Here is a 24,184-nt window from a genome sequence, read left to right as displayed (position 1 = left end):
AGGATTTCTTCGCTTTACTCGATCAATCGAGACGCCACCCCTCTCCGCCCGCCATTTGACGGAATCACCCGTCATTGCGAGATCTTGGAGCAGGAAGAAGCGGTACTGTGCCGCCGCCCGAACGCCCCAAGGAGCCGATGTCACCTCTGGTCGAAACCGTGCTGTTCGTCTTCGGCCTGGTCGCGCTCGGTTATGGTGCGGGGGCAAGCGGCTATCTCAAGGCAGCGACCGGCGACGCCCTTTCCGATTTCGCCGTCCGCGTGGCCCTGCCGCTGCTGCTGTTCCGCACCATGGTCACCTCCAGTTTCCACGGCTCGGCGCCCTGGCAGTTATGGGCCACCTATTTCACCGCCGTCATCGTGGCCTGGATCGCCGGCCACCTGGCGATCACCCGCCTGTTCCAGCGTGACGGACAGGCCGGTGTGATCGGCGGGGTCTCTTCCGCCTTCTCCAATCTGGTGCTGCTCGGCATTCCCTTCATGCTCGGCGTCTTCGGCAATGAAGGCTTCGAAATCCTGTCGCTGATCATCTCGGTGCATCTGCCCACCATGCTGATGGCCTCGATCCTGCTGTTCCACTGGTTCGGGCCACGGCGCCAGGAGCCGCTGCATCCCCTGGCGGTCATTCACGACTTCCTGCGCAGGCTGCTCACCAATCCCCTGATCATCGGCATCTTTGCCGGCCTCGCCTGGCGGGCAAGCGGCATTGCCCTGCCTGCTATCGCCAATCGCTTCGTCGACGCCCTCGCCGACGTGGCCGGGCCGATCGCCCTGTTCGCCATGGGCCTCGGCCTGAAGAAGTTCGGGCTGACAGGCAATCTCAAGCCGGCTCTGCTCCTGTCCGGCCTGAAACTGCTGCTGATGCCGGCCGTCGCCCTCGCCGCCGCCTGGCTGTTCGGCCTGCCGCCTTTCCCGGCCAAGGTGGCCGTGGCCGCGGCGAGCCTGCCGTCGGGCGTAAACTCCTATCTGATCGCGATCCAGCTCAAGACGGAGCAATCCCTGGCTTCCAACCAGATCACCATCGCCACCGCCTTTTCCGTGGTGACGACCGCTTTCTGGCTCGAGATCGCCACCACGCTGCTGGGCTGAGGGAGGTCCTTCAGACCGCCTCTTCGTCCGGATCCCGCGTCCAGGGCGCGAAGATCTCGGCCGCGAATTCCACGAAGGCCTGGATCTTGCGGTCGCGCGTGGCGCGCTTGGAGTAGAGCGCCCAGACCTCGGCATCCTCGGCCCGGTGCCAGTCCGGCAGGACGATCTCGAAGGACTGGTCTCCGGCCCGGTTGGCCATCAGCCGGGTGGACACCAGGGCAATGCCGGCTCCCTTGAGCATCTGGCGGATGATGGTGTCGGATTCGTTCGACATCAGGATCGGGCGGACGGCGACCTCGACTTCGGCCCCGGCCTTGCTTCTCAGCCGCCAGGTGGTCAGGAACTCTCCCGGCCCATGCGCCAGCACGGCATGATTGGAAAGCTCCTGCGGCGAGGCGGGGCGCCCGGCGCGATCGAGATAAGAGGGGCTCGCAAGCAGGCGCGCCCGCGATCGCCCCAGGCGCCGGGCCACATAGCTGGAATCGGGCAGCACGCCCGTCCGCAACGCCACGTCGAAGCCATGCTCCACCAGATCGAGCGGATGGTTGTCGAAGGTCAGCGCCAGCCTGATCCTGGGATAGCGGCGGCGGAACTCCTCCAGAGCCGGTTCCAGCGCGATCAGGCCGAGGGCATAGGGAACCAGGAGGCGCAGCGTGCCCTCCGGCTCTGTCCTCAAGGCGCGGACCGACAGATCGGCTTCCTCCAGGATCTCCTCGGCGAGGCTGCAGCGTTCGTAAAAATCGCGCCCGGCTTCGGTGAGCGACACGCGCCTCGTCGTCCGGTTGAGCAGGCGCACGCCGAGATCCTCCTCGAGCGCCGTGACACGCCGGCTCACCGTGCTCAGCGGCAGGCCGAGCTGGCTCGCCGCGGCGGTGAAGCCGCCCCTTTCGACCACGCGCAGGAAGATCCAAAGGCTCTGGAGATTGTGCAATCGCACGCTCCGTGAAAACTATTCCATATTTAGCAATAGTTTTTGCCAAATAGCCATAGTTATTCCATTCCTGTTGCCACGCTATAAGCGTTCCCATGACCGCCCTGTCCACGTCCACACATGGGCCGATGCCCTTCTGGACCCGGCTGACCCAGGCACCGCCCGGTACCAGCTGGAGCGGCATCGCTTTTGCGCTGCGGACGACGGCTGCCTCGCTGATCGCGCTCTACATCGCCTTCCTGATCAATCTGGACAGCCCGAAATGGGCGGCGATGACGGTTTGGATCGTCGCCCAGGGCAGCCGTGGCATGACGCTGTCGAAGGCGCGCTATCGCGTTCTCGGCACCTTCGCGGGAACGGGTATCGCCGTCACCCTCACGGCCTTGTTCGCCCAGGCGCCGGAATTGCTTCTGTGCGCCCTCGCTATCTGGATCGGGCTGTGCACCGGCGTCGCCACGGCGCTGCGGAATTTCCGGGCCTATGGCGCGGTGCTCGCCGGCTATACCGCGGCGATCATCACCCTGGATGCGGCGGCCACCCCCTCGCAGATCTTCGACGTCGCCGAGGCGCGTCTCATCTATATCCTGCTCGGTATCGGGGTGGAGGCAACGCTGAGCGCCATCCTTGCCCCCTCCCGCCCCCTGGACGACGTCCGCGCCGGCCTGGGCGCCTATATCCGGCAAGCCGCCGGCATCTGCGCCCGTGCCCTCGGCGGAGAGGCGGCAGCGACCCCGGCGCTGCAGCGCCTGTTCGCCAAGGCCCTCGCCCTGGACACCACGGCCGAATATGCCGCGTCCGCCTCCACCGTCGCGCGCGGCGCCCTCGGACATGTCCGCGCCGCCGCGAGCGCAACCCTGGTCCAGCTCGCCGCCGCGCACAGCCTGCGTGACTATCTGGCCCGACGGGACAGCGGGGAAGATGCGTTGCTGGCCGAGAGCGCGGCGGTGCTGCAAGCTGTCGCCAATGGCAACACCAACGAGCAGGCGACAATCGTCGCCTTGCGTGAGCGCCTGGGTGCGGCCTGCCCTGGTGACCATGGCGAACACGGGAACGAGCGGTCGTTCCTGCATGACCGGCTCGACGCGCTGCTCTCTTCCCTGCAGACGGCCTTGATGCGCCAGGCTCTCCTGGCGCGGCCAGCGCCACCGCCCTCGCGCCTAGACTTCGCCTTCCACATCGACTTGACGGCCGCGCTGCATAACGGCATCCGCGCCATCGCTGCCGTCCTGCTGGCCTCAGCCGCCTGGATCCTGACGGCAGCGCCGACGGGCTCGGGCTTCGTCACCATCGTCAGCGTGGTCTGCGCCCTGTTCGCCACGCGGGACAATCCCGTCGCCGCCGGCCTCGGTTTCCTGAAAGGCACCGGCTGGGCCTTTGCCGCGAGCGCCATCTGCAATTTCGCGCTGATCCCGATGATCTCCGGCTTCCCTCTGCTCGCCGTCGTGATCAGCCTGTTCATGCTTCCTGCCGGGATCGCCATGCGCCATCCACGCACCGCGGCCCCCGCCGCGAGCTTTGCCATCTTCTTCTGGGACCTGGTGGGGCCGAGCAACGACGTGCGCACCGAGGCTGCCGGCTTCTTCAATGGCAGCCTGACGCTGCTGGCCGGCATCGCCTGCGGTACGCTCGCCTTCGCCTTGCTGTTCCCGCCGAATGTCCAGGCGACGCGACGACGCCTGCACCGGGCCATACGGCGCGATCTCGCCTTGATCGGCAGCACCCCGGGGATCTGGACCTCGGTGGAATGGTTCAGCCGGACCGCGGACCGCTTCGGCCGGCAGCTTGCCGCTGAAAAAGCCCTGCCCGCCACCGTGATGGACCAGGACATGGCCGGCATGCTGGCGGCGCTGACCATCGGCGCGGCCGCCATGGACCTCGACAGTCTGGCCAAGACCCAGAAGGCCGCCATCCGACCAATTCGCTCCGTACTGCGCCGTCTGGCTTCAGCCGATCCGCAGGCCCTGGCCCGGGCTGCCCGGCAGGCAGCAGCGCGTCTGCTTCGGCAGGCCCGGCGGGCGGACAACCACGCCTCGCGCGAGCTGTATCGGGCCGGGGTGCTGCTGCAGGAAATCGCGCGCGAAGCCACGGAACAGGCCGCGTTTCTGCAGGGGTGAGAACACCGTTCGGAAGAGGGCGGTGGTGGCACCGCCATGGGCTTATGCGGTGGCACCGCCCCTCACCCTTACCCTCTCTCCGCAAGGAGCGGGGCGAGGGAGGCACAGGCGTCGCGATTTATCCTCAGATCTCCCATCTCGACCAACGGTTGGGCGAGATGAGACCGTTTCAGCATAAGCGCGCCACCGAAGTCCCCCTCGCCCCGCTCCTTGCGGGGAGAGGGTAAGGGTGAGGGGCAGCACAAGCCTCTGTGGGCGATTCCAAAAAAGAAAGGCGCCGGATGGCTCCGGCGCCCCTTGATCTTTCTGGCCTGTCCGCAGGGATCAGATGTCGAGCGTGTGGTCACGTTCCCACTGGGTCAGATGGCTGGCGTAGCTGTTCCATTCCTGACGCTTGAGCTTGAGATAGGCAGCCGAAAAGTCATTGCCCAAAGCGGCCTTCAGTGACTCGTCCGCGTCGAAATTGCGCAGAGCATCGAGCAGGTTCAGCGGCAGCTTGGGCGCGTCCGTCACAGTATGGCCCATCTGATACATGTCGATGTCGTAGCGCTTGCCGGGATCGGCCTTGGAATGGATGCCGTCGAGGCCGGCGGCGACGATCACGGCCTGCATCAGATAGGGATTGGCGGCGCCGTCGGGCAGGCGCAGCTCGAAGCGGCCCTTGCCGGGCACGCGCACCATGTGGGTGCGGTTGTTGCCGGTCCAGGTCACCGAATTCGGGGCCCAGGTCGCGCCCGAGATGGTGCGGGGGGCGTTGATGCGCTTGTAGGAATTCACCGTCGGATTGGTGATCGCCGACAGGCTTTCGGCATGCTTCATGATGCCGCCGAGGAAGTGATAGCCCTGCCGCGACAGGCCCATCTCGTCCTTGTTGTCGTAGAACATGTTGACCTTGCCGGTCTCGTCCCACACCGAGATATGGGCATGGCAGCCCGAGCCGGTCAGCCCCATGAAGGGCTTGGGCATGAAGGTGGCGCGCAGGCCGTGCTTCTCGGCGACCGAGCGCACCATGAACTTGAAGAAGGAGTGCCGATCGGCCGTGATGAGGCAGTCGTCGAAGTTCCAGTTCATCTCGAACTGGCCGTTGGCGTCCTCGTGGTCGTTCTGGTAGGGGCCCCAGCCCAGTTCCAGCATGTAGTCGCAGATCTCGGCGATGACATCATAGCGGCGCATCAGCGCCTGCTGGTCGTAGCAGGGCTTGGCGGCGCAATCCATGGCATCGGAGATGGCGGTGCCGTCGGCATCGATCAGGAAGAACTCGGCCTCGACGCCGGTCTTCACATAGAGCCCTTCCTTGGCCGCATTGGCCATGACGTTCTTGAGCACCACGCGCGGCGCCTGGCCGACATGCTTGTCTTCCATGACGCAATCGGCGGGGACCCAGGCAACCTCCTTCTTCCAGGGCAGCTGGATCACCGCGCTGGGATCGGGCAGGCCGAAAAGATCGGGATGGGCCGGTGTCAGGTCCAGAAAGGTGGCAAAGCCGGCGAAACCGGCACCGTCCTTCTGCATGTCGGCGATCGCTGCTGCCGGAACCAGCTTGGCACGCTGGGCGCCGAACAGGTCCGTATAGGAAATCATAAAATAGCGAATGCCTTTTTCCCTAGCGAGCGTCGCCAGATCCTGGGTCATGGTCAAAGTTCCTGGTTCGGGATGTCTATCGTTTTGATTTATAAGGTATTCTGTCATTCCCGTTGGCTTCGGCCCTGATACCTTCCTATCCCGGGGGATCGGAAGGCCTACTCGGCTCTTTGAAGCCCACTGCGAAATCCGACGTCCGGAGAACCGAATTTCACCTGGGGATGGCAGTACGCAAAGGGCGCCCGCCTGCTGGCGAGCGCCCTTTCATGATGTCAGAAACCCTGCCCGGGAATCCAGCTCGTACCGGCCAGCGGTACGCGGGCCATGGCCGCAGCCTCGATGGTGAGGGCGCACAGATCTTCCGGCTCGAGATTATGCACGTGGTTCTTGCCGCAGGCACGGGCGATGGTCTGGGCCTCCAGCGTCATCACCTTGAGATAGTTGGCCAGGCGACGGCCAGCCTTGACCGGATCGAGCCTTTCCATCAACTCGGGATCCTGGGTGGTGATGCCGGCAGGGTCCTTGCCCTCGTGCCAATCGTCATAGGCGCCGGCAGTGGTGCCGAGCTTGCGGTATTCGTCCTCAAGCGCGGGATCATTGTCGCCGAGGGCGATCAGGGCGGCCGAACCAACGGAAACCGCATCCGCGCCGAGCGCCAGGGCCTTGGCGACATCGGCCCCGTTGCGGATACCGCCGGAGACGATCAACTGCACCTTGCGATGCATGTTGAGATCCTGCAGCGCCTGCACGGCGGGACGGATACAGGCAAGGGTGGGCTGACCGACATTCTCGATGAAGACTTCCTGGGTGGCGGCCGTGCCGCCCTGCATGCCGTCGAGCACCACCACGTCGGCACCGGCCTTCACCGCCAGCGCCACGTCGTAATAGGGCCTGGCGCCGCCGACCTTCACATAGATCGGCTTTTCCCAATCGGTGATTTCGCGCAGCTCCAGGATCTTGATCTCGAGATCGTCCGGCCCGGTCCAGTCGGGATGGCGGCAGGCGGAGCGCTGGTCGATGCCCTTGGGCAGCGTGCGCATCTGGGCGACGCGGTCGGAGATCTTCTGGCCGAGCAGCATGCCGCCGCCGCCGGGCTTGGCGCCCTGGCCGACCACGACCTCGATGGCGTCGGCCTTGCGCAGATCATCCGGATTCATGCCGTAGCGCGAAGGCAGATATTGGTAGACCAGGGTCTTGGACTGGCCGCGCTCTTCCGGCGTCATGCCGCCGTCGCCGGTGGTGGTCGAGGTGCCTGCCAGCGAGGCACCGCGCCCGAGGGCTTCCTTGGCCCGGCCCGACAGCGAGCCGAAGCTCATGCCGGCGACGGTGATCGGGATCTTCAGTTCGATCGGCTTCTTGGCGAAGCGCGAACCGAGCACGACATTGGTGGCGCAGCGCTCGCGATAGCCTTCCAGCGGATAGCGCGAGATCGAGGCGCCGAGGAAGAGCAGGTCGTCGAAATGCGGGACCTTGCGCTTGGCGCCGCCGCCGCGGATGTCATAGATGCCGGTGGTGGCGGCGCGGCGGATCTCGGACAGGGTGTAATCGTCGAAGGTCGCGGACTTGCGCGGAACGGTCGGCGGATTGTGATAGCTCATGAGGTCAATCCTGGGATCGCAGGCCTATAGCCTGCTCTTGAAACAGTCGATGCAGCGGGAAGAGCAGGCCGAAAGCCCGCGATCCCAGGTCAATAGGCATCCGCATTGTCGATGTTGAAGTTGTAGAGCGTACGGGCCGAGCCGTAGCGCTTGAACTCCTCGGGCTTGACGTCGGTGAAGCCGGCCTTGGCCAGCAGCCCACCGAGGATTTCCAGATGCTCGGGGCGCATCTCCTTCTCGATGCAGTCGGCCCCCAGGCTCTTCACCTTGCCGCGCACGAACAAACGGGCTTCGTAGATCGAGTCGCCCAGGGCATCGCCGGCATCGCCGCAGACCACCAGATTGCCCGACTGCGCCATGAAGGCCGACATGTGGCCGATATTGCCCTTCACCACGATGTCGATGCCCTTCATCGAGATGCCGCAGCGCGAGGAGGCATTGCCTTCGATCACCAGGATACCGCCCTTGCCGGTGGCGCCGGCATATTGGCTGGCATCGCCCTTGATGCGGACTTCGCCCGACATCATGTTCTCGGCCACGCCCGGGCCGGCGGAGCCGTGCACGACGACAGTGGCTTCCTTGTTCATGCCGGCACAGTAATAGCCGACACTGCCCTTGACATCGATGCGCACGGGCGCGTCGACACCCACGGCCAGGGCATGCGAGCCCTTGGGATTGCTCACCTCCCAGGACGTGGCGTTGGTGCCGGCCTTGAGGGCGTGCAGGGCCTGGTTGAGCTCGCGCAGCGGCGTCTTGGCCAGATCGATCTTTTCAACGTCCGTGCTCACGCTCGCGACTTTCTTCGCAAGTTGATCCATGCCTCAGCGCTCCCAGAAATAGACGGTGGCGGGCTCGGGCTCCCACACCTTGGCATCCTCGATGCCGGGCAGGTTGACCAGAGCGCGATATTCGGACCCGAAGGCGACATATTGATCGGTCTCGGCGAGCACGGCCGGCTTGCACGCGACAGGATCGCGCACGACCCCGAAGCCGTCCTTGGTGCCGACCACGAAGGTGAAGAAGCCGTCGAGATCGTCGAGACCCTTCTCCATGGCCTCGCCGAGATTGAGGCCCTGATTCATGCGCCAGGTCAGATAGGCGGCCGCGACCTCGGAGTCGTTCTCGGTCTCGAAGCTCATGCCGTCATGCTTGAGCTCGCGGCGCAGATTGTTATGGTTGGACAGCGAGCCATTGTGCACGAGGCACTCGTCGGCGCCGGTCGAGAAGGGATGGGCGCCGAGCGTGGTTACCGCCGATTCCGTCGCCATGCGGGTATGGCCAATGCCATGGCTGCCCGTCATCTCGGCGAGACCGAAGCGCTTGGCGACCTCGGTGGGGTAGCCCACTTCCTTGTAGATCTCGATCGCTTCACCCGCGCCCATGATGCGGATCGAAGGGCGCTCCGCCTTGATGGCCTGGCGAGCCGCCTCGGCCTTGTCGGCATCGAGGACGAGAACGGCGTGGGTGTCCTTCGGCGAGATGGAGACCTTGGCACCCACGGCCTTTTCGACCAGGGCGGCGAGGCCCTCGAAATCCTTGGCTGGATCGGCCGACTGGACGGTGATCTTGGCCTTGCCGGCTTGCGGCGCGCCATAGATCGCGAACCCGGCCGAGTCCGGGCCGCGGTCGCACATGGTGGCGAGCATACCCGACAGGAGCGTACCCAATTGGGGCTCCAGGCTCTTATCCTTCAGAAACAGGCCGACAATGCCACACATAGCACGGGTCCCTCATGCGATTGATTTCAGGGAGGCTAGCAATTTCCTGAGGCGCCAGCAATATCCACCTGAACATTTTTTTCCTGTGAGGAATATTTTTTTGGAAACGGATTTTCCTCACAGGAAACAGCCAAAAAATGAAGCTCTCAGGCCTGCTGGCGCCAGCGTTCCCAGCGCAGGCGCGCCACCCGGTAGGCATCCGGGATCGAAAGCGCCCAGACGAACAGGCCTCCCGCCATGCGGCCGATCGGAGACGTCTCCGGTGTCGACAAATGCCAACTCAGAAAGGCGAATAGGAGCGTGAAGAACGCAAATCCCAACCCGCGCATCTGGCGGCCGAGAGCGACATGGCCGACCCCCGGAAGCGCAACGGCGAGGGCGAGGATGAGATAGGGATGAAAGGGTTTCGCGAGCATGGCTGCGGCCATGGCGCCCTCCTGACGGTGATTCATGCATTGCGATTCTGGTTCAATCGCCATTGCGGGAGCGGCGAAGCAATCCAGACGTCCATTCATAACAGCCTCTAGGCCCGCTGGCCGCGCGTCTGCGCCAACTGCGCTGGCATCGGTGCGGGCGACAGCCTGCGGGCGATCTCCTCCAGGCCGTCATAAAGCCGCATGAACAAAGCGGGATCGAAACCTGCGTCGCCGAAATCGCATTGGCGCAGTAGCAGATGCTGGCCTCGCTGCCCTTCGGCGGCCTGAAAGATCACCCTCAAGCCGGCCGGCATCACCAGCACTTCCTTGACCCTAGGGTCGGCCATCAGGTCTGCGATCGCCCGCTCCGCCTGGGCCAGGAAGGCTGCACCGCGCCGCCGGCCTCGTACCATCACGTCCTCGGGCAGGCTGGCGGGCGGCTCGAGACGCGCCGGCAAATCGGGCGTGCGGGCGTAGAACTCGCTGCCGGAAGGGCGCGCCAACACGCCGAAGGCAGCTCCCCCCGGCAGCGGCGTCATGACCGTCAGTGAAAGCCAAAGCTGCGGCAAGCGCCGCAGCGTCATCGTATCGGGCATCAATTCGACGATGACGCGACGGCCGGCGATCTCACCGGACAACCGGGGAAATCCCCCGACGCCATCCGCCTGCTCCACCCGCTCGAACAGCGGGTGGCAATCGGCCAGCAGGGCCCTCCGCCGGCGCCAAAGCGCCGACCTCTCGCGATTCAACAGCCAGCCCAGGCCGGCAAAGCCCGCCGCCAGGACTGCGAGAAATGCGAACAAGGTCATGCTGGCCGCCTCCTCATCGCCTCAATATCCCCTGGGTCGAGGCCAGGGCATGGTGAACTGGTCGCCGCGCCGCACATATTTGTAGCGGTGGAAGGCAAACCACATCGAGACCACGATATAGAACACCATCATGGCGATGAGCTGGGTGCCATAGCCCAGGAACACCGCGAAATAGGCGGTCGAGCACAGCAGGAACAGCACGATCGCCGGCAGCGGATGCAGGGGATGCACATAGCCGCGCTTGATGCTGCCCACCGGCCATTTCCAGCGGAACATCATCACGTTGAACGTCATGTAGGAGTAGCCGAGCAGGCCCGACAGGATCGAGAAGGTCACCACCTGGTCGAGCGGCGCTCCCAGGGCGAAGATCAGCGCGATCGGCACCAGGAAGAAGATCGACCGGAAGGGCGTGCGGTATTTCGGATGCACGGCGCCGAACCAGGCCGGCATGTAGCGATCACGCCCCATCGAGAACCAGGCACGCGAAGCATCGTTGATGCAGCCATTGGCCGAAGCCAGCGTGGCGAAGATGGTGCCCACGAACAACAGGACCATCAGTCCGGTCGAGCCGGTCATGCGGGCCGCGTCAAACAAGGGCGTTGTGGCCTGGCCGAGATATTCCCAGGGCATCAGGCTGACGCAGACATACCAGGTCATGGCGGCGGCGATCAGCAGGGTGATCATGCCGAGCATGGTGCCGAACGGCAGCGAGCGAGCGGGCGAACGCACCTCCTCGGCCGCCTGGCAGGTGCCCTCGATGCCGAGATAGAACCACAGGCCGAAATGCAGCGAAGCAACCACGCCGAGCCAGCCATAGGGCAGGCCCGTCAGCAATTCGGCAGGCTTGAGCAGGTCCTCCGACCACGGCTTGGCGCCGACGAACAGGAAGACGATGGCGAGGAAGGCGATGGCGGTGATCACCAGGTTGAAGGTGAGCGTGGCATAGACGCCGCGATAGTTCAGCAGGGCCAGGCCCATGATGGTGAGCACGATGAAGGGCTTGTCATGCACCGCATCGAAACCGGCCATGCCGCCCACCGTCTGGATCAGATAGCCGGCGGTGATCGCATTGGCCGCTTCGAGCATGGTGTAGGCCATCACCAGATAGAGGCCGACATTGAAGGCCATCAACGGGCCGACGATGTGCTTGGCCTGGGCATATTGGCCACCGGCCGCAGCGACGGTCGAGGTCACCTCGGAATCGATCATGGCCACGCAGGTATAGAGCAGGCCCGCCGTCCAGCACGCGATCAGGGCAGCGAGCGCCCCGCCCTTGCCGACGGCGAAGTTCCAGCCCATGAACTCGCCGACCAGCACGATGCCGACCCCGAGCGCCCAGACATGGGCGGGGCCGAGCACGCGCAGCAGCGAGATCTTCTCGCCATGGATGACGGTCTGCTGGACATGCGCCGAAGCCCCCGCATTGGAGGTGATCTCACTCATTTTGCACCTCTATGCGTTGGGTCGATGATCAGCTCATCTTCGATTTCGCCTTCGCGGGAGGACATCAGCATGTCCTCCGAATAGGTCGCGTTGGTCTTGATCAGGTCGTAGAGCATCCAGGCGCCGATCAGGATCGAGATCGCCCAGGCCGCATATTCGAGAAGATGGAACGTATTCACGGCAGCGCCCTCACTTGTCGCCGAAGCGTTCGGCGATCACATCCCGGTATTCCTTTTCCGAGAAGTAGATCAGGAAGCCGAAATAGATCACGATGATCGCCGCAGTGAGCAGGAAGGCCAGCAGCGAGAAGGAATAATCGAAGCGCGAGGCGATGATCGGCGCTGCCGTTTCGGCGGTATAGCCGAGCTTTTCCCACAGCGACTGGGCGAACGACGATTGTCCCATGCCGGCCCAGCTCTTGTCCGAAAAGGTCAGATCCACCTTGCCCCCCCCGGCAAGCCCAAGGGCGATGGGCGCGAACAGGCTGGCGATCACTAAGGCGAGTAGCACGATGGAATCGATGACCTGGCCGAGCGCCGATTGTTCGGGCGGCTGATAGGGTGTCTTGCCTGAAGGTGTCTTGGCCATGTCAGCTCCTCACCGCTTGCTCTTCTTCATTTCATCGATGTAGTGGAGGTCGAGCCCGTAGAGATGCAGCTTGTCCTCGTGATAGTGGCGCAGCAGCGCGATGATCGCGGCCGTGTTGAACAGCAGCACCAGGCCCCCGGCGATGAGCAGGGCAATGGTGATGCCCGTCGAGCCGCTGTCGGGCGCTATCTTGAAGAAGACGAAAAGCAGGATGAGCCAGAGGGCGCCGATGGCGCCGAAAGCCCAGGCGCGGTCGCGGCGATACATCACCTCGATCCGCGGATCTTCCGATCCCGGTGTCATTGATATTTCCTCCCCGAATATCGCCTCTGGCGGGTTCGCTTTTGTTACTGAGAGGCAATTTGTTTTTATGCCAGGAAAGTCTGCGCCCGTTGCGCGGCCCCTGTCAAGCGCTTGTCTGACAAGAAACTTCGCATTCGCGACATTCTTTGGCAGATTCACGCCATTTTTCTGAACGTTTAATGCTCGGAAAATTTCTTGCACTTCAGGAAGACCCGCAGCAAGATCACCGGGAGCAGGAGGCGGGCATGAGGGTCCACTGCAGTTTGCGCGTGCGCAGACGATGCCGGAAGGCGGGCGGCGATTCGCCCATCGATCCTGCGCGGCTGGCCGGGGACGCGGCGCTGCCGGGCGAAAAATGCCCTTCGATCGCCTCTCCCTTCAAAAATCGCAGCTTCTTGTCTGGAATCCCGGCCTGTGGTCGCCATATTGGCGGGATAACGGGCGGCATCCAGCTTGTCGCTCGGTGGGTCGCACGATATTTTTTCAAGCGTCAGCCCAATGCAGCCGAGGAGTTGGCTGTCGCACTGCTGGGCAGCCGCAACAGGGTTGCCTTCATACGAGCGGGAACGACTCTCCTCTCGTTACGAGAGAGCGTGTTTTTTCTGAAGCCGGCCGCGGTCTTGGAATTCAGAACGTCCGGCTGCGAGGCAAATGGGAATGAGCGGGGAGGAAGCGCCGAACGCGCCATGCTCTCTGCAGGGACGTGAAAGGAACGAGCATGACGAAGCGGGTGGTTACACCGGCTGTCAGGACAGTGCCGACGCCCACCGCCGGGCGTGGAGGCCAGACGGTCATTGCCCCGACATTGGGCCCCCGTTATGCCGATCCAATCGATCCGGACGATGGCGAAGGCCTGTTCTCGGATGCCTTTCCCACCCGCGAACTGCCGCCCGCCTCCGCCTTTCCGGGCCAGGACCCGCATGCGCTCGGCGGCGCCCGCGACAATATTCTGGAAGTGGCGATCGGACGCGAGGTTCGCTCCTTCCGCAACAAGCTCGGCATCACCGTCGCCGACCTAGCCGCCGCGACGGGCCTGTCGCTCGGCATGCTCTCCAAGATCGAGAATGGCGTGACCTCGCCCTCGCTCACCACGCTGCAGACCCTGTCGCGCGCCCTCGGCGTGCCGGTGACCGCCTTCTTCCGGCGCTTCGAGGAACGGCGCGAGGCGGTGTTCGTCAAGGCCGGCGAAGGCCTCCTGATCGAGCGGCGCGGCACGCGCGCCGGCCATCAATATCGCCTGCTCGGCCACAATGCCGGCAATACCGGCCGCGTGGTGGTCGAACCCTATGTCATCACGCTGACGGAAGAATCGGACGTCTTCCCGCTGTTCCAGCATTCGGGCCTCGAATTCATCTACATGCTGGAGGGCGAGGTGGTCTACCGCCACGCCGACAAGCTCTACCACCTCACGCCCGGCGACAGCCTGTTCTTCGACGCCGATGCCCCGCACGGCCCCGACGAGATGCGGCAATTGCCGATCCGCTTCCTGTCGATCATCTCCTACGCGAAGGATGAGGTCTAACCGGCGCTGGGCGCCGAGCCAGTGGTGCGCAGTGCGACCGGCACGACAGCCCCCGGTGGCGGCGATCCCGATCCGGATCTCCAACAGGACGCAAGCGACATCGTCACGGCCACGACTGCGATCAATTGTGCGCCACTCCAAGAGCCGAAAACAGGATATATCCAGACAAGGAGCCCGATGCCGGCGCAAAGTGCGGATTGGAGAAGCCCCGCCAGGCCGTAACGAAAGAGCAGCCTTGTGCTTTCATCATCACGCGCATCGGAGACAGCACCATGGATGTCCGTGCGCTGGCGCGCATAGAAGTAGCTGAACAAAGGAAGGAGCAGAGCCGTCGCGACGATATGACTGACGGCGATCGCTCCTGACAAATCTCCTCCCTGCGCCGGCCAGACCAGCGGGTAGAGGAGGATCAAATATCCGGCGGCTATGCTGGCGAGAAACGGCGGCCAGATCACCGCTGCCAGTATCCTTTGCGTTTCCGCTCGATTCTTTTGCCTGGCTTGGGACGCTTCATCCGTCTTAGGCGCTTGGATCACGATCAACGTTGCTGTAACGGCCAACAGGGCTGCCACCAAGGCATAGACCAGACCGAACAGCATCATGGAGGGTGCCATTCCTCCGGTTCGGATAAGGTCGACCTGCTGAAGAAACGTTGCCGGAAGTGCCCCAACAAGGGGCGCCAACCAAAGGAACCAGAAGCCGTTGCCCAGCCCCGGCAATCGGAGACGATCGACCAACCAAATCAGCAAGGCCGTGCTGCCGACGAAGGTTGCAAGGCCCACCGGAACCGCGATTGCGTCGGTATCGTCGACCACCCCCACGGCCCGCAGGCCAACCATAATGCCGTATCCCTGCATCGCGGTCAGAACGAGCGTTGAAATACGCAGGACGTCGTTCCATCGACTTGCATTGCGGCAGGAGGCCTCCTGCCATCGCGCCAGCCGTGGAAATAACAGCTTGGCGATTTCGGCGTGAGCCAAAACCGTGAACAGCGGCACAAGGCCGAGAGAAAAAATGGAGAATCTGGCCATTGAGGGATCGAGTGAAAATGACGTCATGGAGGCCAGTTTTTCAGCATCGAGACCTGGCAAAGGGATCCAGGCTCCCAGAGCGTAGACCAAGAAGACCACGGCGAATGTCGCTATTGAACTCCCGGACATTTGAGGTGCCAATCGCCGCCGATCCATTCAGGTTCTCCCTGTAATAGCTGGGATCAGCCTTGCCCTTTTTCCCGTCGAGCTCAACTCCCATGAGAAGGACGCTTGACAGCGCCGCTGTCCTCGGCGGAAACTCGTTTGCATACGAACGATTTTCCGCCGTTTCAGCCTGCCTGCGGCGGTTTGCGCCCTCTCCCAGCAGCCATGAGGCTGGACCGGGAGGACGCGAGCCGACACAGTCCAAGAATCATAAAGCCTCCAACATCCAGAGCGGAGACCCTGAATGCGGATCTTGTCTCGACTGGCCCTCGCGGGCACCGTCGCCGTAACCTTGTTCACGGCCCTTCCTTCCCTTGCGGCCGACAGCATCAAGATCGGCGAGATCAATTCCTATTCCGGCCTTCCCGCCTTCACCGAGCCCTACCGCAAGGGCTGGCAGCTCGCGCTGGAGGAAATCAACGCCGCCGGCGGCGTCAACGGCAAGCCGATCGAGGTGATCTCCAAGGATGATGGCGGCAAGCCGGCCAGCGCCATCACCGCTGCCAACGAGCTCACTTCGAGCGATGGCGCGGTCATGCTGATGGGCACCTTCTTCTCCAATGTCGGTCTGGCCGTCTCCGACTTCGCCAAGCAGAAGGACGTGATGTTCCTGGCAGCCGAGCCGCTGACGGACGCCATCACCTGGTCGAAGGGCAATGCCCAGACCTTCCGCCTGCGCCCCTCCAACTACATGCAGGCGGCGATGCTGGCGGAAGAAGCCGCCAAGCTGCCGGCGAAGAACTGGGCCACGGTGGCGCCCAATTACGAGTACGGCCAGTCGGCCGTCGCCGTGTTCAAGCAGATCCTCAGCGCCAAGCGCCCCGACGTGAAATGGGTGGGCGAGCAGTGGCCGACCCAAGGCAAGATCGATGCCGGCCCGGTGGTGGAAGCCCTCATCGCCACCAAGCCTGACGCCATCCTCAACGTCACCTTCGGCGGCGATCTCGTAAAATTCGTGCGCGAGGGCTCGACCCGCGGCCTGTTCAAGGACCGCGCCGTGGTGAGTTTCCTCACCGGCGAGCCCGAATATCTCGCCCCCCTGAAGGATGAGGCGCCGACAGGCTGGATCGTCACCGGCTATCCCTGGAATGCGGTGAAGACCCCGGCGCACGAGGCCTTTCTCAAGGCCTACCAGGCCAAGTACAACGATTATCCGCGTCTTGGTTCGATCGTCGGCTACGTCACCATGAAGGCTGCCGCCGCGATCCTCGCCAAGGCCGGTTCGACGGATACCGCCGCGCTGATCAAGGCGGCCGAGGGCCTGCCGCTGGACACCCCTTTCGGGCCGATCAGCTTCCGCGCCATCGACCATCAATCCACCATGGGCGCCTTCGTCGGCAAGACGGGGGTCGCGGACGGCAATGGCGTGATGACCGATTTCGTCTATCGCGACGGCAAGGACTATCTGCCGGATGACGCCACGGTAAAGGGCATGCGGCCGGCGCCGTGAAGGGCAGGCCAGGCCGGGAAGGGCGGAACAAGCGCCCAAGAAGCCCAGAACGCCGCGGGGCCCCTCCCCCTACCCTCTCCCCGCAAGTGGCGGGGCGAGGGGGACTCCGACCGGGCGTCTCGAACTGAAAGCATCCAATCTCGCCCGACCATTGGGCGCGAGGAGCGATCAAAGGATCAATCGCAACGCCTGCGCCCCCCTCGCCCCGTCCTTACGGGGATAGGGTAGGGGTGAGGGGCTGCACCACCGATCAGACAAGCCACCTGATCTCCGACGCTCCCCAATTTGAGGTCTTCGTGGGAACCATCATCGCCCAATTCCTGAGCGGCCTTGCCGGGGCTGCCTCCCTGTTCCTGGTCGCATCGGGCCTGTCGCTGATCTTCGGCGTGACCCGCATCGTCAATTTCGCCCATGGCGCCTTCTACATGCTGGGCGCCTATGTCGCCTGCACGCTTGCCAATGCCTGGTCCGGTCCGCTCGGCTTCTGGCTGGCTCTGCCGGCCGCCGTGGCGATCGTGGCGGTCATGGGCGGCCTGCTGGAGATGACGCTGCTTCGACGGATCTATCGGGCGCCGGAACTGTTCCAACTGCTCGCCACCTTCGGCGTCACCCTGGTGGTACAGGACCTCGTGGTGATCGTCTTCGGCGCCGACGACCTGCTGGGGCCACGCGCGCCGGGCTTGAAGGGCGCGGTCGAGATCGCCGGCAAGGCGATCCCCGCCTATGACCTCTTCCTCATCGCCATGTCGCCTTTGGTGCTCGGCCTGATCTGGCTGCTGCTCAACCGCACCCGCTGGGGCATCCTGGTGCGGGCCGCCACGCAGGACCGCGACATGGTCGCCGCCCTCGGCGTCAACCAGAAATGGCTGTTCACCGGCGTGTTCATGCTGGGCGTCGGCCTCGCCGCGCTCGGCGGGGCCCTGCAGATCCCGCGCGACGCCGTCACCCACCAGATGGACCTCGCCATCATCGTCGAGGCCTTCATCATCGTGGTCACCGGCGGGCTCGGCTCCATCGTGGGCGCGCTCGTCGCCGCCATCCTGATCTCCGAGCTCAACGCCTTCGGCATCCTCGCCTTTCCCAAGATTTCCATCGTGCTGATCTTCCTGGTGATGGCGGTGGTGCTGGTGGTCAGGCCCTGGGGCCTGTTCGGCAAGCCGACGAGCCCGCAGCGCCCGGCCCTGGGCCTCACGACACAGCCCTGGCAGCCCATGCGAACGTCCGGACGGCTGCTCATAACCGCAGCCATCGCCCTTGCCGCATTGCTTCCGCTCGGCGCCAGCCCCTATGTGCTGTCGGTGGGCAGCGAGATCCTGATCTTCGTGCTCTTTGCGGCCAGCCTGCAGTTCCTGGTTTCGGTCGGCGGCCTCGTCTCCTTCGGCCATGCCGCCTTTTTCGGCCTGGGCAGCTATGGCGCCGCTCTGCTGACGACGATGCTGGGCTGGCCAATGGAAGCCGTGCTGCTGGCCGCGCCCCTGCTCGCGCTGGCAGGAGCCGTGCTGTTCGCCGGCTTTGCCGTTCGGCTTTCGGGCGTGTATCTCGCCATGCTCAGCCTCGCCTTCGCGCAGATCTGCTGGTCGATCGCCTCGCAATGGGTCGACTTCACCGGCGGCGACAATGGCATCTTGAGCGTATGGCCGGCGAAATGGGCTGCCCAGCCCTGGGCCTTCTACGAGTTGACCTTGGTTCTGGCCATGCTGGGGGTCGGCCTGCTCAGGCTCGCCACCTTCGCCCCCTTCGGCTTCATGCTGCGGGCCGTGCGCGATTCCGACCTGCGTGCCGAGGCGGTCGGCATCGCCAAGGCACCGGTGCAATGGGCCGCTTTCGTGCTGGCGGGCCTGCTGGCCGGCGTTTCCGGCGCTCTGTTCGCCTTCCTCAAGGGCAGCGTGTTTCCCGATGCCTTCGGCGTCACGACCTCGGTGGACGGGCTGGTGATGGTGCTGCTTGGCGGCATGGGCAGTGTCTCCGGCGCCGTGCTCGGCGCCGGCGTGTTCAAGACCCTGTCGATCTGGCTGATGAGCGCGACCGATTATTCCAAGCTTGCCATCGGCCTGTTCATCATCGCAGTCGTGGTGGTGCTGCCGCGCGGACTGGCGGGCCTGCGCGATCTCCTGCCGTCTCGAAATCTCTCACGGACCAAGGAGAACCGGCCATGACGGTGCTGCTGGAGGTCCAGGGGCTCGCCAAGACCTATGGCGGCGTCGAGGCGGTGAAGGACGTTTCGCTCACCGTCGCAGCCGGCGAGATGGTGGCGCTGATCGGCCCCAACGGCGCCGGCAAGAGCACCTGCTTCAACATGATCCACGGCCAGATCAAGCCCGATCGCGGCTCCATCCGCCTGTTCGGCCGCGAGACGGCAGGCATGCGGCCCGCCGCGATCTGCCGCCTCGGCGTCGGGCGCACCTTCCAGATCACCGCCACCTTCGCCTCGATGCGGGTGATCGAGAACCTCCAGGTCGCCCTGGCAAGCCATAACGACATCATCTGGCGCCGCTTTGCCCGCCTCGACCGCTACAAGCGGACAGAAGCCCAGGCCCTGCTCGACCTCGTCGGCATCGGCGCCCTGGCCGACCATCCCTGCGGCGAGCTCGCCTATGGCGATCTCAAGCGGCTGGAACTGGCGGTGGCACTCTCCAATGAGCCACGCCTCCTCTTGATGGACGAGCCGACCGCCGGGATGGCGCCGGGCGCGCGCATCGCCATGATGGCCCTGGCGGCCGGCATCGCCCGCCAGCGCGGCATCGGCATCCTGTTCACCGAGCATGACATGGACGTGGTGTTCGAGCATGCCGACAGGCTCCTCGTGCTCGATCGCGGCCGCCTGATCGCCGCCGGCGATGCCGACACCGTGCGCAACGACCCGCAGGTGCGCGCCGTCTATCTCGGCGACGGCACGGTCTTCGCGTCCGCCGCAATCCACGCGCATCAGGAGCCTGCCCGATGAAGCTGGAAATCGCCGACCTCGACAGTTTCTACGGCCCAGCCCACATCCTGCACCAGGTCTGCCTCGAGATCGGGCCGGGCGAGGTCGTCGCCCTGCTCGGCCGCAACGGCGCCGGCAAATCCACCACCTTCCGCTCGATCATCGGGCTGGTCGCCGACCGGCGCGGCGCCATCCGCCTCGACGGTGCCGACATCATCCGCCTGCCCGTCTATGAGATCGCCCGCCGCGGCATCGGCTATGTGCCCGAGGATCGCCGCGTCTTCACCGACCTGACGGTCAGGGAGAACCTGGAAGTCGGCCGCCGCCCCCCACGCCAGAACCTGAAGCCCTGGACGCCGGAACGGCTCTACGAGCTCTTCCCCAATCTCGCTGCCATGCCGGGCCGGCTCGGCGGGCGGATGAGCGGCGGCGAGCAGCAGATGCTCACCATCGCCCGCACCTTGATGGGCAATCCCGCCATCGTGCTGCTGGACGAGCCTTCCGAGGGCCTCGCACCCAAGATCGTCGAGGACATGGCCCGCGCCATCCTGCGCCTCAAGCAGGAAGGGCTGTCGATCCTGCTCTCCGAGCAGAACCTGCATTTTGCCCGCCTGATCGCCGACCGCGCCTACGTCATCGAGAGCGGCATGATCCGCTATTCCGGCACCATGGCCGCCTTGGAAGCCGACAGCGCCGTGCAGACGGAATATCTGGCATTGTAGCCGGCCCAAGCCGGCAGCACGCAAAGCTCTTCTTCAAAAAAATCTTTGTCTTCGGGAATAAAACGCCGATTGCCGCGATCTGGATCGGCATGGGCTGCCGGCAGCCCCTTCCGTATCCGGAGCGCGAGATGACCCATTCCGACGAACCTCCTTCACCGGATGAGAACGGTGCCGGCCGTCGCTGGCGTAAGAGTCTTGTGGAGATGCCCGCGGTCCCCCGTTACTATCGCCCTGCCCTCGCGCGGCTCGTCCTGCAATTGGCCCTGCTGTCCCTGCCCGCCCTGATCGGGGCTCGGTGCCCGTTTGAAGTCATCGCCGACAACTTCGCCTTCGCGCAGCCCCGGGATTTCAGCTATTCCTGTTCTCGGCCCATGCCTTCTCAGTCCACGCCGATCACCGGCAAGGTCGCGATGCGGTGGGCTGCGCATTGATCGAACTCGGGCTGGGACGGGAAGGACGAGCGGCCATGACGGCCCATGCCGGCACGAATCCCGACATTCCCTGGCTGCTGCCGGCGATCCGGCGGCTGGCCGCGTGGTGGCATGGCGTCTGGACCATGGCCGCAAACGGGCAGCCTTCCGCCAGGACGGCAGGGAACGCCGACGCGCTCGCCCGGTTCCAGGCCGTGATGCTGCCGCATCTCGACGCGGCGCATAATCTGGCGCGTTATCTCTGCCGCGATGCCGACACGGCAGAGGACATCGTGCAGGAGGCTTTCCTGCGCGCCTTTCGCGGCTTTGCAGACTATCGGGGCGGCAGCGCGCGCGCCTGGCTCCTGACCATCGTGCGCAATTGCCATCGCTCCTGGTGGCAGGTACGCCAGCGCAGCGTCCGCACAGAGCCGCTCGACGCCGGTGAAGGCGAGGAGGAGAGGACCGACCTGCCGCATGAGGAGGCGAGTCCCGAAACCGCCTTGCTGCAGCAGGCCGAAGCAAGCGAGATCCGCGCGGTTCTCGACCGCCTGCCCGAAGCCTTCCGCGAAGTCCTGGTCCTCAGGGAAATGGAGGAGCTTTCCTATCGGGAGATCGCCGAAACGATTGCGGCCCCCATGGGCACGGTGATGTCGCGGCTCGCCCGCGCACGCACCCTGTTCGCTGCTGCCTGGAAGAACCGGCAGGCAACGCCGGGAGGAGAGGCATGAGCATGGCCGAGACACCGCACCAGGACTGGGACCGGCTGCTGCAGCTCTATGCCGATGGCGAACTCGACGCTGCCAATGCCCTGCGGGTGGAGGACCATCTCGCCGGTTGCCCCGATTGCAAGGCGCGGCTGGCCGAAATCGAGGCGATCCGTGCGATCATTACCCAGGACGGCGTGCGCTGGCCGGCCTCAGCAGCCTTGCATGGCCGGGTGGCGGCGGCCCTGCGCCGCGAAGCCGGCGCTTCCCGGGCTTCCACCCTCGCTGGCCTCGACTGGCGCCTGCTCGTCGACCGTTTCACGCGCTGGAGCCTGCTGCCTTCGCTGGCCGTCCTGGCGGCTTGTGTGCTGTTCGTGACGATGCGCCCCGAACCAGGTCCCTCGCTGGAGGACGAGCTGATTTCCAGCCATGTCCACTCCCTGCTCGCCAATCACCTGACCGACGTCGCTACCTCCGACCAGCACACCGTCAAGCCCTGGTTCAACGGCAAGATCGACTTCTCGCCGCCGGTGGTGGACCTCAAGGCGCGCGGCTTTCCGCTGGTCGGCGGGCGTGTGGACTATCTCAAGGGACGCGTCGTCGCCACGCTGATCTATCGGCGCAGCGGCCATGTCATCAATCTCTTCATCTGGCCTGCCGCGGGCGCCTCTGCCCCAGTCGGGGAGCGCGATGGCTATACGCTCCTGAACTGGACCCAGGCAGGGCTGAATTTCTGGGCTGTCTCCGACTTGAACGAGCCGGAACTGAAGCAATTCCAGCAGGATTTCGCCGAAGCGACACCGAAATGACGCCGGTATTTCGGCCCATCGAAGCCAATTGCCTCACACCTCGCATTGCCGGGCTCGTCCCGGCAATGCGACGTGTGCTTCGGGATCGCGTAAATGCCGGCATGCCCGGCTCAAGCCCGGGCATGCCGAGAACCAGTCACCACTACCCCACCGCCCGGCGGTAGAGGTGCCAGGTCGCGTGGCCGAGCACCGGCATGGCCACGATCAAGCCGAGCAATGCGGGGAGCGAGCCGAGCACCAGGGCGCAAGCGACGATGAAGCCCCAGGCCAGCATCGGGCCGGGATTGGCGCGCACCACATCCACCGAAGTCCTGACGGCGGTGCCGATCCTCACCTTGCGGTCGAGCAGCATCGGGAACGACACCACGCTGATCGCCAGCACCACCAGGGCGAACAGGAAGCCGGCTCCGACGCCGAGCACGATCATCGCCCAGCCGGCAGGCGTGGTGAAGACATCCGAGACGAAGGCGGAGACCGAGACCGGCAGGGCCGGGCCAAGCGTATAGCGATAGATCAGGGCGGCGACGCCGAGCCAGAGCGCGAAGATCACCGCCAGGATCAGGCTGAGCCCGAGAATGGCACCGAAATTGGGCGAGCGCGCCACGTCGAGCGTATGGGCCCAGGTGGCCTCGAGGCCCTGCTCGCGGCGGCGGCTCATTTCATAGAGGCCGATCGCGGCAACCGGTCCGACGAGCGCGAAGCCCGATACCAGCGGGAAGAGCATCGGCAGCATGCCGTTGCCGAAGGCGAACTGGGCCAGGACCAGGCCGGCGAGCGGATAGATCAAGCCGATGAAGATGACGTCGGTGCGATAGGCGCCGAAATCCTGGAAGCCCTTGGCCAGGACCTCGCGCAGATCGGCAAAACCGATCTGGCGGACGATGGGCGTCGAGGTTTCGAACTGGGCAGCGGGGCGATGCAGGGTGGTGCCGAGGGCGCCCACGCCATTGGCGGCACCGCGGACGGCATCGATACCCCATTCGACGGGATTTCTGATCGTCATGGTCCTACTCCCGAAAGGAATGAAGGCCGCGACCGAAGTGGAACGCCGGCGGGGTGCCGACGCCGAAACAGCCACGACGAGCGCGACCTGTAGATCCGCGACAATACGCCTCATGCGCGCGGATGTCAGCCGTCTATCTCGTCTCGATCCAGTCACTTGCGCGTGTGCTTGCCGCCCGTCCGGCCATCGGCAAGAGTGTTCTTTTGGGAGCGCTGCGGATTCGCCAATGATCACACTTCTCGCGCTATCCGGCAGCCTCCGCCTCGGCTCTTCGAATACGGTGCTGCTCGAAGCCGCCGCCTTGCTGGCGCCGGCCGGCATGCGCATTGCGGCCTATGACGGCATCGGCTCGCTGCCGCATTTCAATCCGGACCTCGATGGCGACAATCCGCCTCGAAGCGTCATGGCGCTGCGCCATCTGGTCGGCGCCGCCGACGGGCTGATCATTTCCTGCCCCGAATATGCCCGCGGCATTCCCGGTTCCTTCAAGAACGCCCTGGACTGGCTGGTCGGCAGCTCCGAATTCCCCGGCAAGCCCGTCGCCTTGTTCAACGCCTCGCCGCGCGCCAGTGACGCGCAGGCAGCCCTGCGCCTGGTGCTGACCACGATGTCGGCGCGCATCGTCGAGGAGGCCTCGATCACCCTGCCCTTGCTGGCGACGCGGATGGATGCCGCCGGCATGGCCGGAAATGTCGAAATTGCCGCTTCGGTCACCGCGGCACTGGCGGCCTTCGCGCGAGCCATCGAGACCTTCGCACAGGCAGAGCCGGGAGGCTCGGGCTAGATCAAAATGGCTTTTCTTCGAATCGCCATTTCGATCTAACTCTTTGTTTTAACGCATTTTCTTAATCGA

25 protein-coding genes are annotated in these 24,184 nt (G+C 64.7%); 12 read left to right on the top strand and 13 right to left on the bottom strand.

Annotated elements, in window-relative coordinates; all coding sequences use genetic code 11:
• Window positions 1–137 precede the first annotated feature (137 nt).
• The gene (locus tag ACIGJE_RS06205; RefSeq protein WP_415082600.1) at window positions 138–1,088 is read left to right on the top strand and encodes an AEC family transporter; all 951 of its coding nucleotides are present in this window, start codon (window positions 138–140) and stop codon (window positions 1,086–1,088) included.
• A 10-nt stretch (window positions 1,089–1,098) separates the two neighbouring features.
• On the opposite strand, the gene ACIGJE_RS06200 is transcribed toward ACIGJE_RS06205, so the two are convergent.
• Window positions 1,099–2,019 (bottom strand): LysR family transcriptional regulator, encoded by a 921-nt coding sequence (locus ACIGJE_RS06200; protein ID WP_415082598.1) that lies wholly within the window; start codon window positions 2,017–2,019, stop codon window positions 1,099–1,101.
• A 95-nt stretch (window positions 2,020–2,114) separates the two neighbouring features.
• On the opposite strand from ACIGJE_RS06200, the gene ACIGJE_RS06195 reads away from it, so the two are divergent.
• Complete coding sequence (locus tag ACIGJE_RS06195) at window positions 2,115–4,133, top strand: FUSC family protein (RefSeq protein WP_415082596.1); 2,019 nt, start codon at window positions 2,115–2,117, stop codon at window positions 4,131–4,133.
• 324 nt (window positions 4,134–4,457) lie between these two features.
• On the opposite strand, the gene glnT is transcribed toward ACIGJE_RS06195, so the two are convergent.
• The 10 genes from glnT to ACIGJE_RS06145 all read right to left on the bottom strand — a co-directional run bounded on the left by glnT (window position 4,458) and on the right by ACIGJE_RS06145 (window position 12,589).
• The gene (gene glnT, locus ACIGJE_RS06190) at window positions 4,458–5,765 is read right to left on the bottom strand and encodes a type III glutamate--ammonia ligase (RefSeq protein WP_068296614.1); all 1,308 of its coding nucleotides are present in this window, start codon (window positions 5,763–5,765) and stop codon (window positions 4,458–4,460) included.
• A 221-nt stretch (window positions 5,766–5,986) separates the two neighbouring features.
• The gene (locus tag ACIGJE_RS06185; RefSeq protein ID WP_068296611.1) at window positions 5,987–7,312 is read right to left on the bottom strand and encodes an FMN-binding glutamate synthase family protein; all 1,326 of its coding nucleotides are present in this window, start codon (window positions 7,310–7,312) and stop codon (window positions 5,987–5,989) included.
• Window positions 7,313–7,401: 89 nt separating this feature from the next.
• A complete protein-coding gene (locus ACIGJE_RS06180) occupies window positions 7,402–8,100 on the bottom strand; it encodes a GXGXG domain-containing protein (protein ID WP_311937874.1) in 699 nt (232 codons plus the stop codon).
• A gap of 33 nt (window positions 8,101–8,133) precedes the next feature.
• Window positions 8,134–9,030, bottom strand: a complete 897-nt coding sequence (locus ACIGJE_RS06175) for a class II glutamine amidotransferase (protein WP_311937872.1) — start codon at window positions 9,028–9,030, stop codon at window positions 8,134–8,136.
• A 146-nt stretch (window positions 9,031–9,176) separates the two neighbouring features.
• A complete protein-coding gene (locus ACIGJE_RS06170) occupies window positions 9,177–9,458 on the bottom strand; it encodes a hypothetical protein (RefSeq protein WP_156771760.1) in 282 nt (93 codons plus the stop codon).
• Between the two features lie 95 nt (window positions 9,459–9,553).
• Window positions 9,554–10,255: a hypothetical protein gene (locus tag ACIGJE_RS06165; RefSeq protein ID WP_394312556.1), complete on the bottom strand. Its 702-nt coding sequence runs from the start codon at window positions 10,253–10,255 to the stop codon at window positions 9,554–9,556.
• A gap of 21 nt (window positions 10,256–10,276) precedes the next feature.
• The gene (locus ACIGJE_RS06160) at window positions 10,277–11,698 is read right to left on the bottom strand and encodes an APC family permease (protein ID WP_311937869.1); all 1,422 of its coding nucleotides are present in this window, start codon (window positions 11,696–11,698) and stop codon (window positions 10,277–10,279) included.
• Window positions 11,695–11,877 (bottom strand): hypothetical protein, encoded by a 183-nt coding sequence (locus ACIGJE_RS06155; protein ID WP_068296597.1) that lies wholly within the window; start codon window positions 11,875–11,877, stop codon window positions 11,695–11,697. The genes ACIGJE_RS06160 and ACIGJE_RS06155 overlap by 4 nt, the downstream gene beginning before the upstream one ends.
• 10 nt (window positions 11,878–11,887) lie before the next feature.
• Entirely contained in the window at window positions 11,888–12,286 is a 399-nt protein-coding gene (locus ACIGJE_RS06150) for a hypothetical protein (protein WP_068296588.1), read from the bottom strand.
• A 9-nt stretch (window positions 12,287–12,295) separates the two neighbouring features.
• Window positions 12,296–12,589: a hypothetical protein gene (locus tag ACIGJE_RS06145; RefSeq protein ID WP_068296585.1), complete on the bottom strand. Its 294-nt coding sequence runs from the start codon at window positions 12,587–12,589 to the stop codon at window positions 12,296–12,298.
• Between the two features lie 179 nt (window positions 12,590–12,768).
• Between ACIGJE_RS06145 and ACIGJE_RS06140 the strand changes: the two genes are divergently transcribed.
• Together ACIGJE_RS06140 and ACIGJE_RS06135 are read left to right on the top strand one after the other, a co-directional pair.
• On the top strand, window positions 12,769–13,296 hold the full coding sequence (locus ACIGJE_RS06140; RefSeq protein WP_415082591.1) for a hypothetical protein: 528 nt from the start codon (window positions 12,769–12,771) through the stop codon (window positions 13,294–13,296).
• Between the two features lie 11 nt (window positions 13,297–13,307).
• A complete protein-coding gene (locus tag ACIGJE_RS06135; RefSeq protein ID WP_245314995.1) occupies window positions 13,308–14,111 on the top strand; it encodes a helix-turn-helix domain-containing protein in 804 nt (267 codons plus the stop codon).
• Here the strand turns inward: ACIGJE_RS06135 and ACIGJE_RS06130 are convergent.
• Window positions 14,108–15,298 (bottom strand): hypothetical protein, encoded by a 1,191-nt coding sequence (locus tag ACIGJE_RS06130; protein WP_415082588.1) that lies wholly within the window; start codon window positions 15,296–15,298, stop codon window positions 14,108–14,110. The two genes, ACIGJE_RS06135 and ACIGJE_RS06130, sit on opposite strands and share 4 nt — an antisense overlap.
• Before the next feature lie 253 nt (window positions 15,299–15,551).
• On the opposite strand from ACIGJE_RS06130, the gene ACIGJE_RS06125 reads away from it, so the two are divergent.
• The 7 genes from ACIGJE_RS06125 (at window position 15,552) to ACIGJE_RS06095 (ending at window position 22,328) form a co-directional block, all read left to right on the top strand.
• On the top strand, window positions 15,552–16,757 hold the full coding sequence (locus tag ACIGJE_RS06125; protein WP_415082586.1) for an ABC transporter substrate-binding protein: 1,206 nt from the start codon (window positions 15,552–15,554) through the stop codon (window positions 16,755–16,757).
• Between the two features lie 296 nt (window positions 16,758–17,053).
• Complete coding sequence (locus ACIGJE_RS06120; protein WP_415082584.1) at window positions 17,054–18,913, top strand: ABC transporter permease; 1,860 nt, start codon at window positions 17,054–17,056, stop codon at window positions 18,911–18,913.
• The gene (locus tag ACIGJE_RS06115; RefSeq protein ID WP_415082582.1) at window positions 18,910–19,701 is read left to right on the top strand and encodes an ABC transporter ATP-binding protein; all 792 of its coding nucleotides are present in this window, start codon (window positions 18,910–18,912) and stop codon (window positions 19,699–19,701) included. Before ACIGJE_RS06120 ends, ACIGJE_RS06115 begins: the two co-directional genes overlap by 4 nt.
• Window positions 19,698–20,402, top strand: a complete 705-nt coding sequence (locus tag ACIGJE_RS06110) for an ABC transporter ATP-binding protein (protein WP_415082580.1) — start codon at window positions 19,698–19,700, stop codon at window positions 20,400–20,402. The genes ACIGJE_RS06115 and ACIGJE_RS06110 overlap by 4 nt, the downstream gene beginning before the upstream one ends.
• Before the next feature lie 128 nt (window positions 20,403–20,530).
• Window positions 20,531–20,833, top strand: coding sequence for a hypothetical protein (locus tag ACIGJE_RS06105; protein WP_311937852.1), 303 nt, complete (start codon window positions 20,531–20,533; stop codon window positions 20,831–20,833).
• A gap of 35 nt (window positions 20,834–20,868) precedes the next feature.
• Entirely contained in the window at window positions 20,869–21,543 is a 675-nt protein-coding gene (locus ACIGJE_RS06100; RefSeq protein WP_415082576.1) for a sigma-70 family RNA polymerase sigma factor, read from the top strand.
• Window positions 21,540–22,328: an anti-sigma factor family protein gene (locus tag ACIGJE_RS06095; RefSeq protein WP_311937848.1), complete on the top strand. Its 789-nt coding sequence runs from the start codon at window positions 21,540–21,542 to the stop codon at window positions 22,326–22,328. Before ACIGJE_RS06100 ends, ACIGJE_RS06095 begins: the two co-directional genes overlap by 4 nt.
• Window positions 22,329–22,470: 142 nt before the next feature.
• Here ACIGJE_RS06095 and ACIGJE_RS06090 read toward each other — a convergent pair whose 3' ends face one another.
• Window positions 22,471–23,331 carry a DUF2189 domain-containing protein gene (locus ACIGJE_RS06090; protein ID WP_367623848.1) on the bottom strand — a complete coding sequence of 287 codons (861 nt, stop codon included), beginning with the start codon at window positions 23,329–23,331 and terminating at the stop codon, window positions 22,471–22,473.
• 226 nt (window positions 23,332–23,557) lie between these two features.
• On the opposite strand from ACIGJE_RS06090, the gene ACIGJE_RS06085 reads away from it, so the two are divergent.
• The gene (locus ACIGJE_RS06085) at window positions 23,558–24,115 is read left to right on the top strand and encodes an NADPH-dependent FMN reductase (protein WP_415082574.1); all 558 of its coding nucleotides are present in this window, start codon (window positions 23,558–23,560) and stop codon (window positions 24,113–24,115) included.
• Window positions 24,116–24,184: the final 69 nt, after the last annotated feature.

The organism is Labrys sp. E2SS-1L (genome assembly GCF_057073705.1).
Note: the sequence above shows the minus strand (reverse complement) of the source record. Positions and strands in the feature narration are given on the sequence as shown.

What these genes read in the sequence shown, in the direction of transcription:
- ACIGJE_RS06205 (WP_415082600.1), top strand. Translation starts at nt 138, where the DNA reads ATGTCACCTCTGGTCGAAACCGTGCTGTTCGTCTTCGGCCTGGTCGCG.
- ACIGJE_RS06195 (WP_415082596.1), top strand. Translation starts at nt 2,115, where the DNA reads ATGACCGCCCTGTCCACGTCCACACATGGGCCGATGCCCTTCTGGACC.
- glnT (WP_068296614.1), bottom strand. Translation starts at nt 5,765, where the DNA reads ATGACCCAGGATCTGGCGACGCTCGCTAGGGAAAAAGGCATTCGCTAT.
- ACIGJE_RS06185 (WP_068296611.1), bottom strand. Translation starts at nt 7,312, where the DNA reads ATGAGCTATCACAATCCGCCGACCGTTCCGCGCAAGTCCGCGACCTTC.
- ACIGJE_RS06175 (WP_311937872.1), bottom strand. Translation starts at nt 9,030, where the DNA reads ATGTGTGGCATTGTCGGCCTGTTTCTGAAGGATAAGAGCCTGGAGCCC.
- ACIGJE_RS06170 (WP_156771760.1), bottom strand. Translation starts at nt 9,458, where the DNA reads ATGGCCGCAGCCATGCTCGCGAAACCCTTTCATCCCTATCTCATCCTC.
- ACIGJE_RS06165 (WP_394312556.1), bottom strand. Translation starts at nt 10,255, where the DNA reads ATGACCTTGTTCGCATTTCTCGCAGTCCTGGCGGCGGGCTTTGCCGGC.
- ACIGJE_RS06160 (WP_311937869.1), bottom strand. Translation starts at nt 11,698, where the DNA reads ATGAGTGAGATCACCTCCAATGCGGGGGCTTCGGCGCATGTCCAGCAG.
- ACIGJE_RS06150 (WP_068296588.1), bottom strand. Translation starts at nt 12,286, where the DNA reads ATGGCCAAGACACCTTCAGGCAAGACACCCTATCAGCCGCCCGAACAA.
- ACIGJE_RS06145 (WP_068296585.1), bottom strand. Translation starts at nt 12,589, where the DNA reads ATGACACCGGGATCGGAAGATCCGCGGATCGAGGTGATGTATCGCCGC.
- ACIGJE_RS06140 (WP_415082591.1), top strand. Translation starts at nt 12,769, where the DNA reads ATGCTCGGAAAATTTCTTGCACTTCAGGAAGACCCGCAGCAAGATCAC.
- ACIGJE_RS06135 (WP_245314995.1), top strand. Translation starts at nt 13,308, where the DNA reads ATGACGAAGCGGGTGGTTACACCGGCTGTCAGGACAGTGCCGACGCCC.
- ACIGJE_RS06130 (WP_415082588.1), bottom strand. Translation starts at nt 15,298, where the DNA reads ATGGATCGGCGGCGATTGGCACCTCAAATGTCCGGGAGTTCAATAGCG.
- ACIGJE_RS06125 (WP_415082586.1), top strand. Translation starts at nt 15,552, where the DNA reads ATGCGGATCTTGTCTCGACTGGCCCTCGCGGGCACCGTCGCCGTAACC.
- ACIGJE_RS06115 (WP_415082582.1), top strand. Translation starts at nt 18,910, where the DNA reads ATGACGGTGCTGCTGGAGGTCCAGGGGCTCGCCAAGACCTATGGCGGC.
- ACIGJE_RS06110 (WP_415082580.1), top strand. Translation starts at nt 19,698, where the DNA reads ATGAAGCTGGAAATCGCCGACCTCGACAGTTTCTACGGCCCAGCCCAC.
- ACIGJE_RS06105 (WP_311937852.1), top strand. Translation starts at nt 20,531, where the DNA reads ATGACCCATTCCGACGAACCTCCTTCACCGGATGAGAACGGTGCCGGC.
- ACIGJE_RS06100 (WP_415082576.1), top strand. Translation starts at nt 20,869, where the DNA reads ATGACGGCCCATGCCGGCACGAATCCCGACATTCCCTGGCTGCTGCCG.
- ACIGJE_RS06095 (WP_311937848.1), top strand. Translation starts at nt 21,540, where the DNA reads ATGAGCATGGCCGAGACACCGCACCAGGACTGGGACCGGCTGCTGCAG.
- ACIGJE_RS06090 (WP_367623848.1), bottom strand. Translation starts at nt 23,331, where the DNA reads ATGACGATCAGAAATCCCGTCGAATGGGGTATCGATGCCGTCCGCGGT.
- ACIGJE_RS06085 (WP_415082574.1), top strand. Translation starts at nt 23,558, where the DNA reads ATGATCACACTTCTCGCGCTATCCGGCAGCCTCCGCCTCGGCTCTTCG.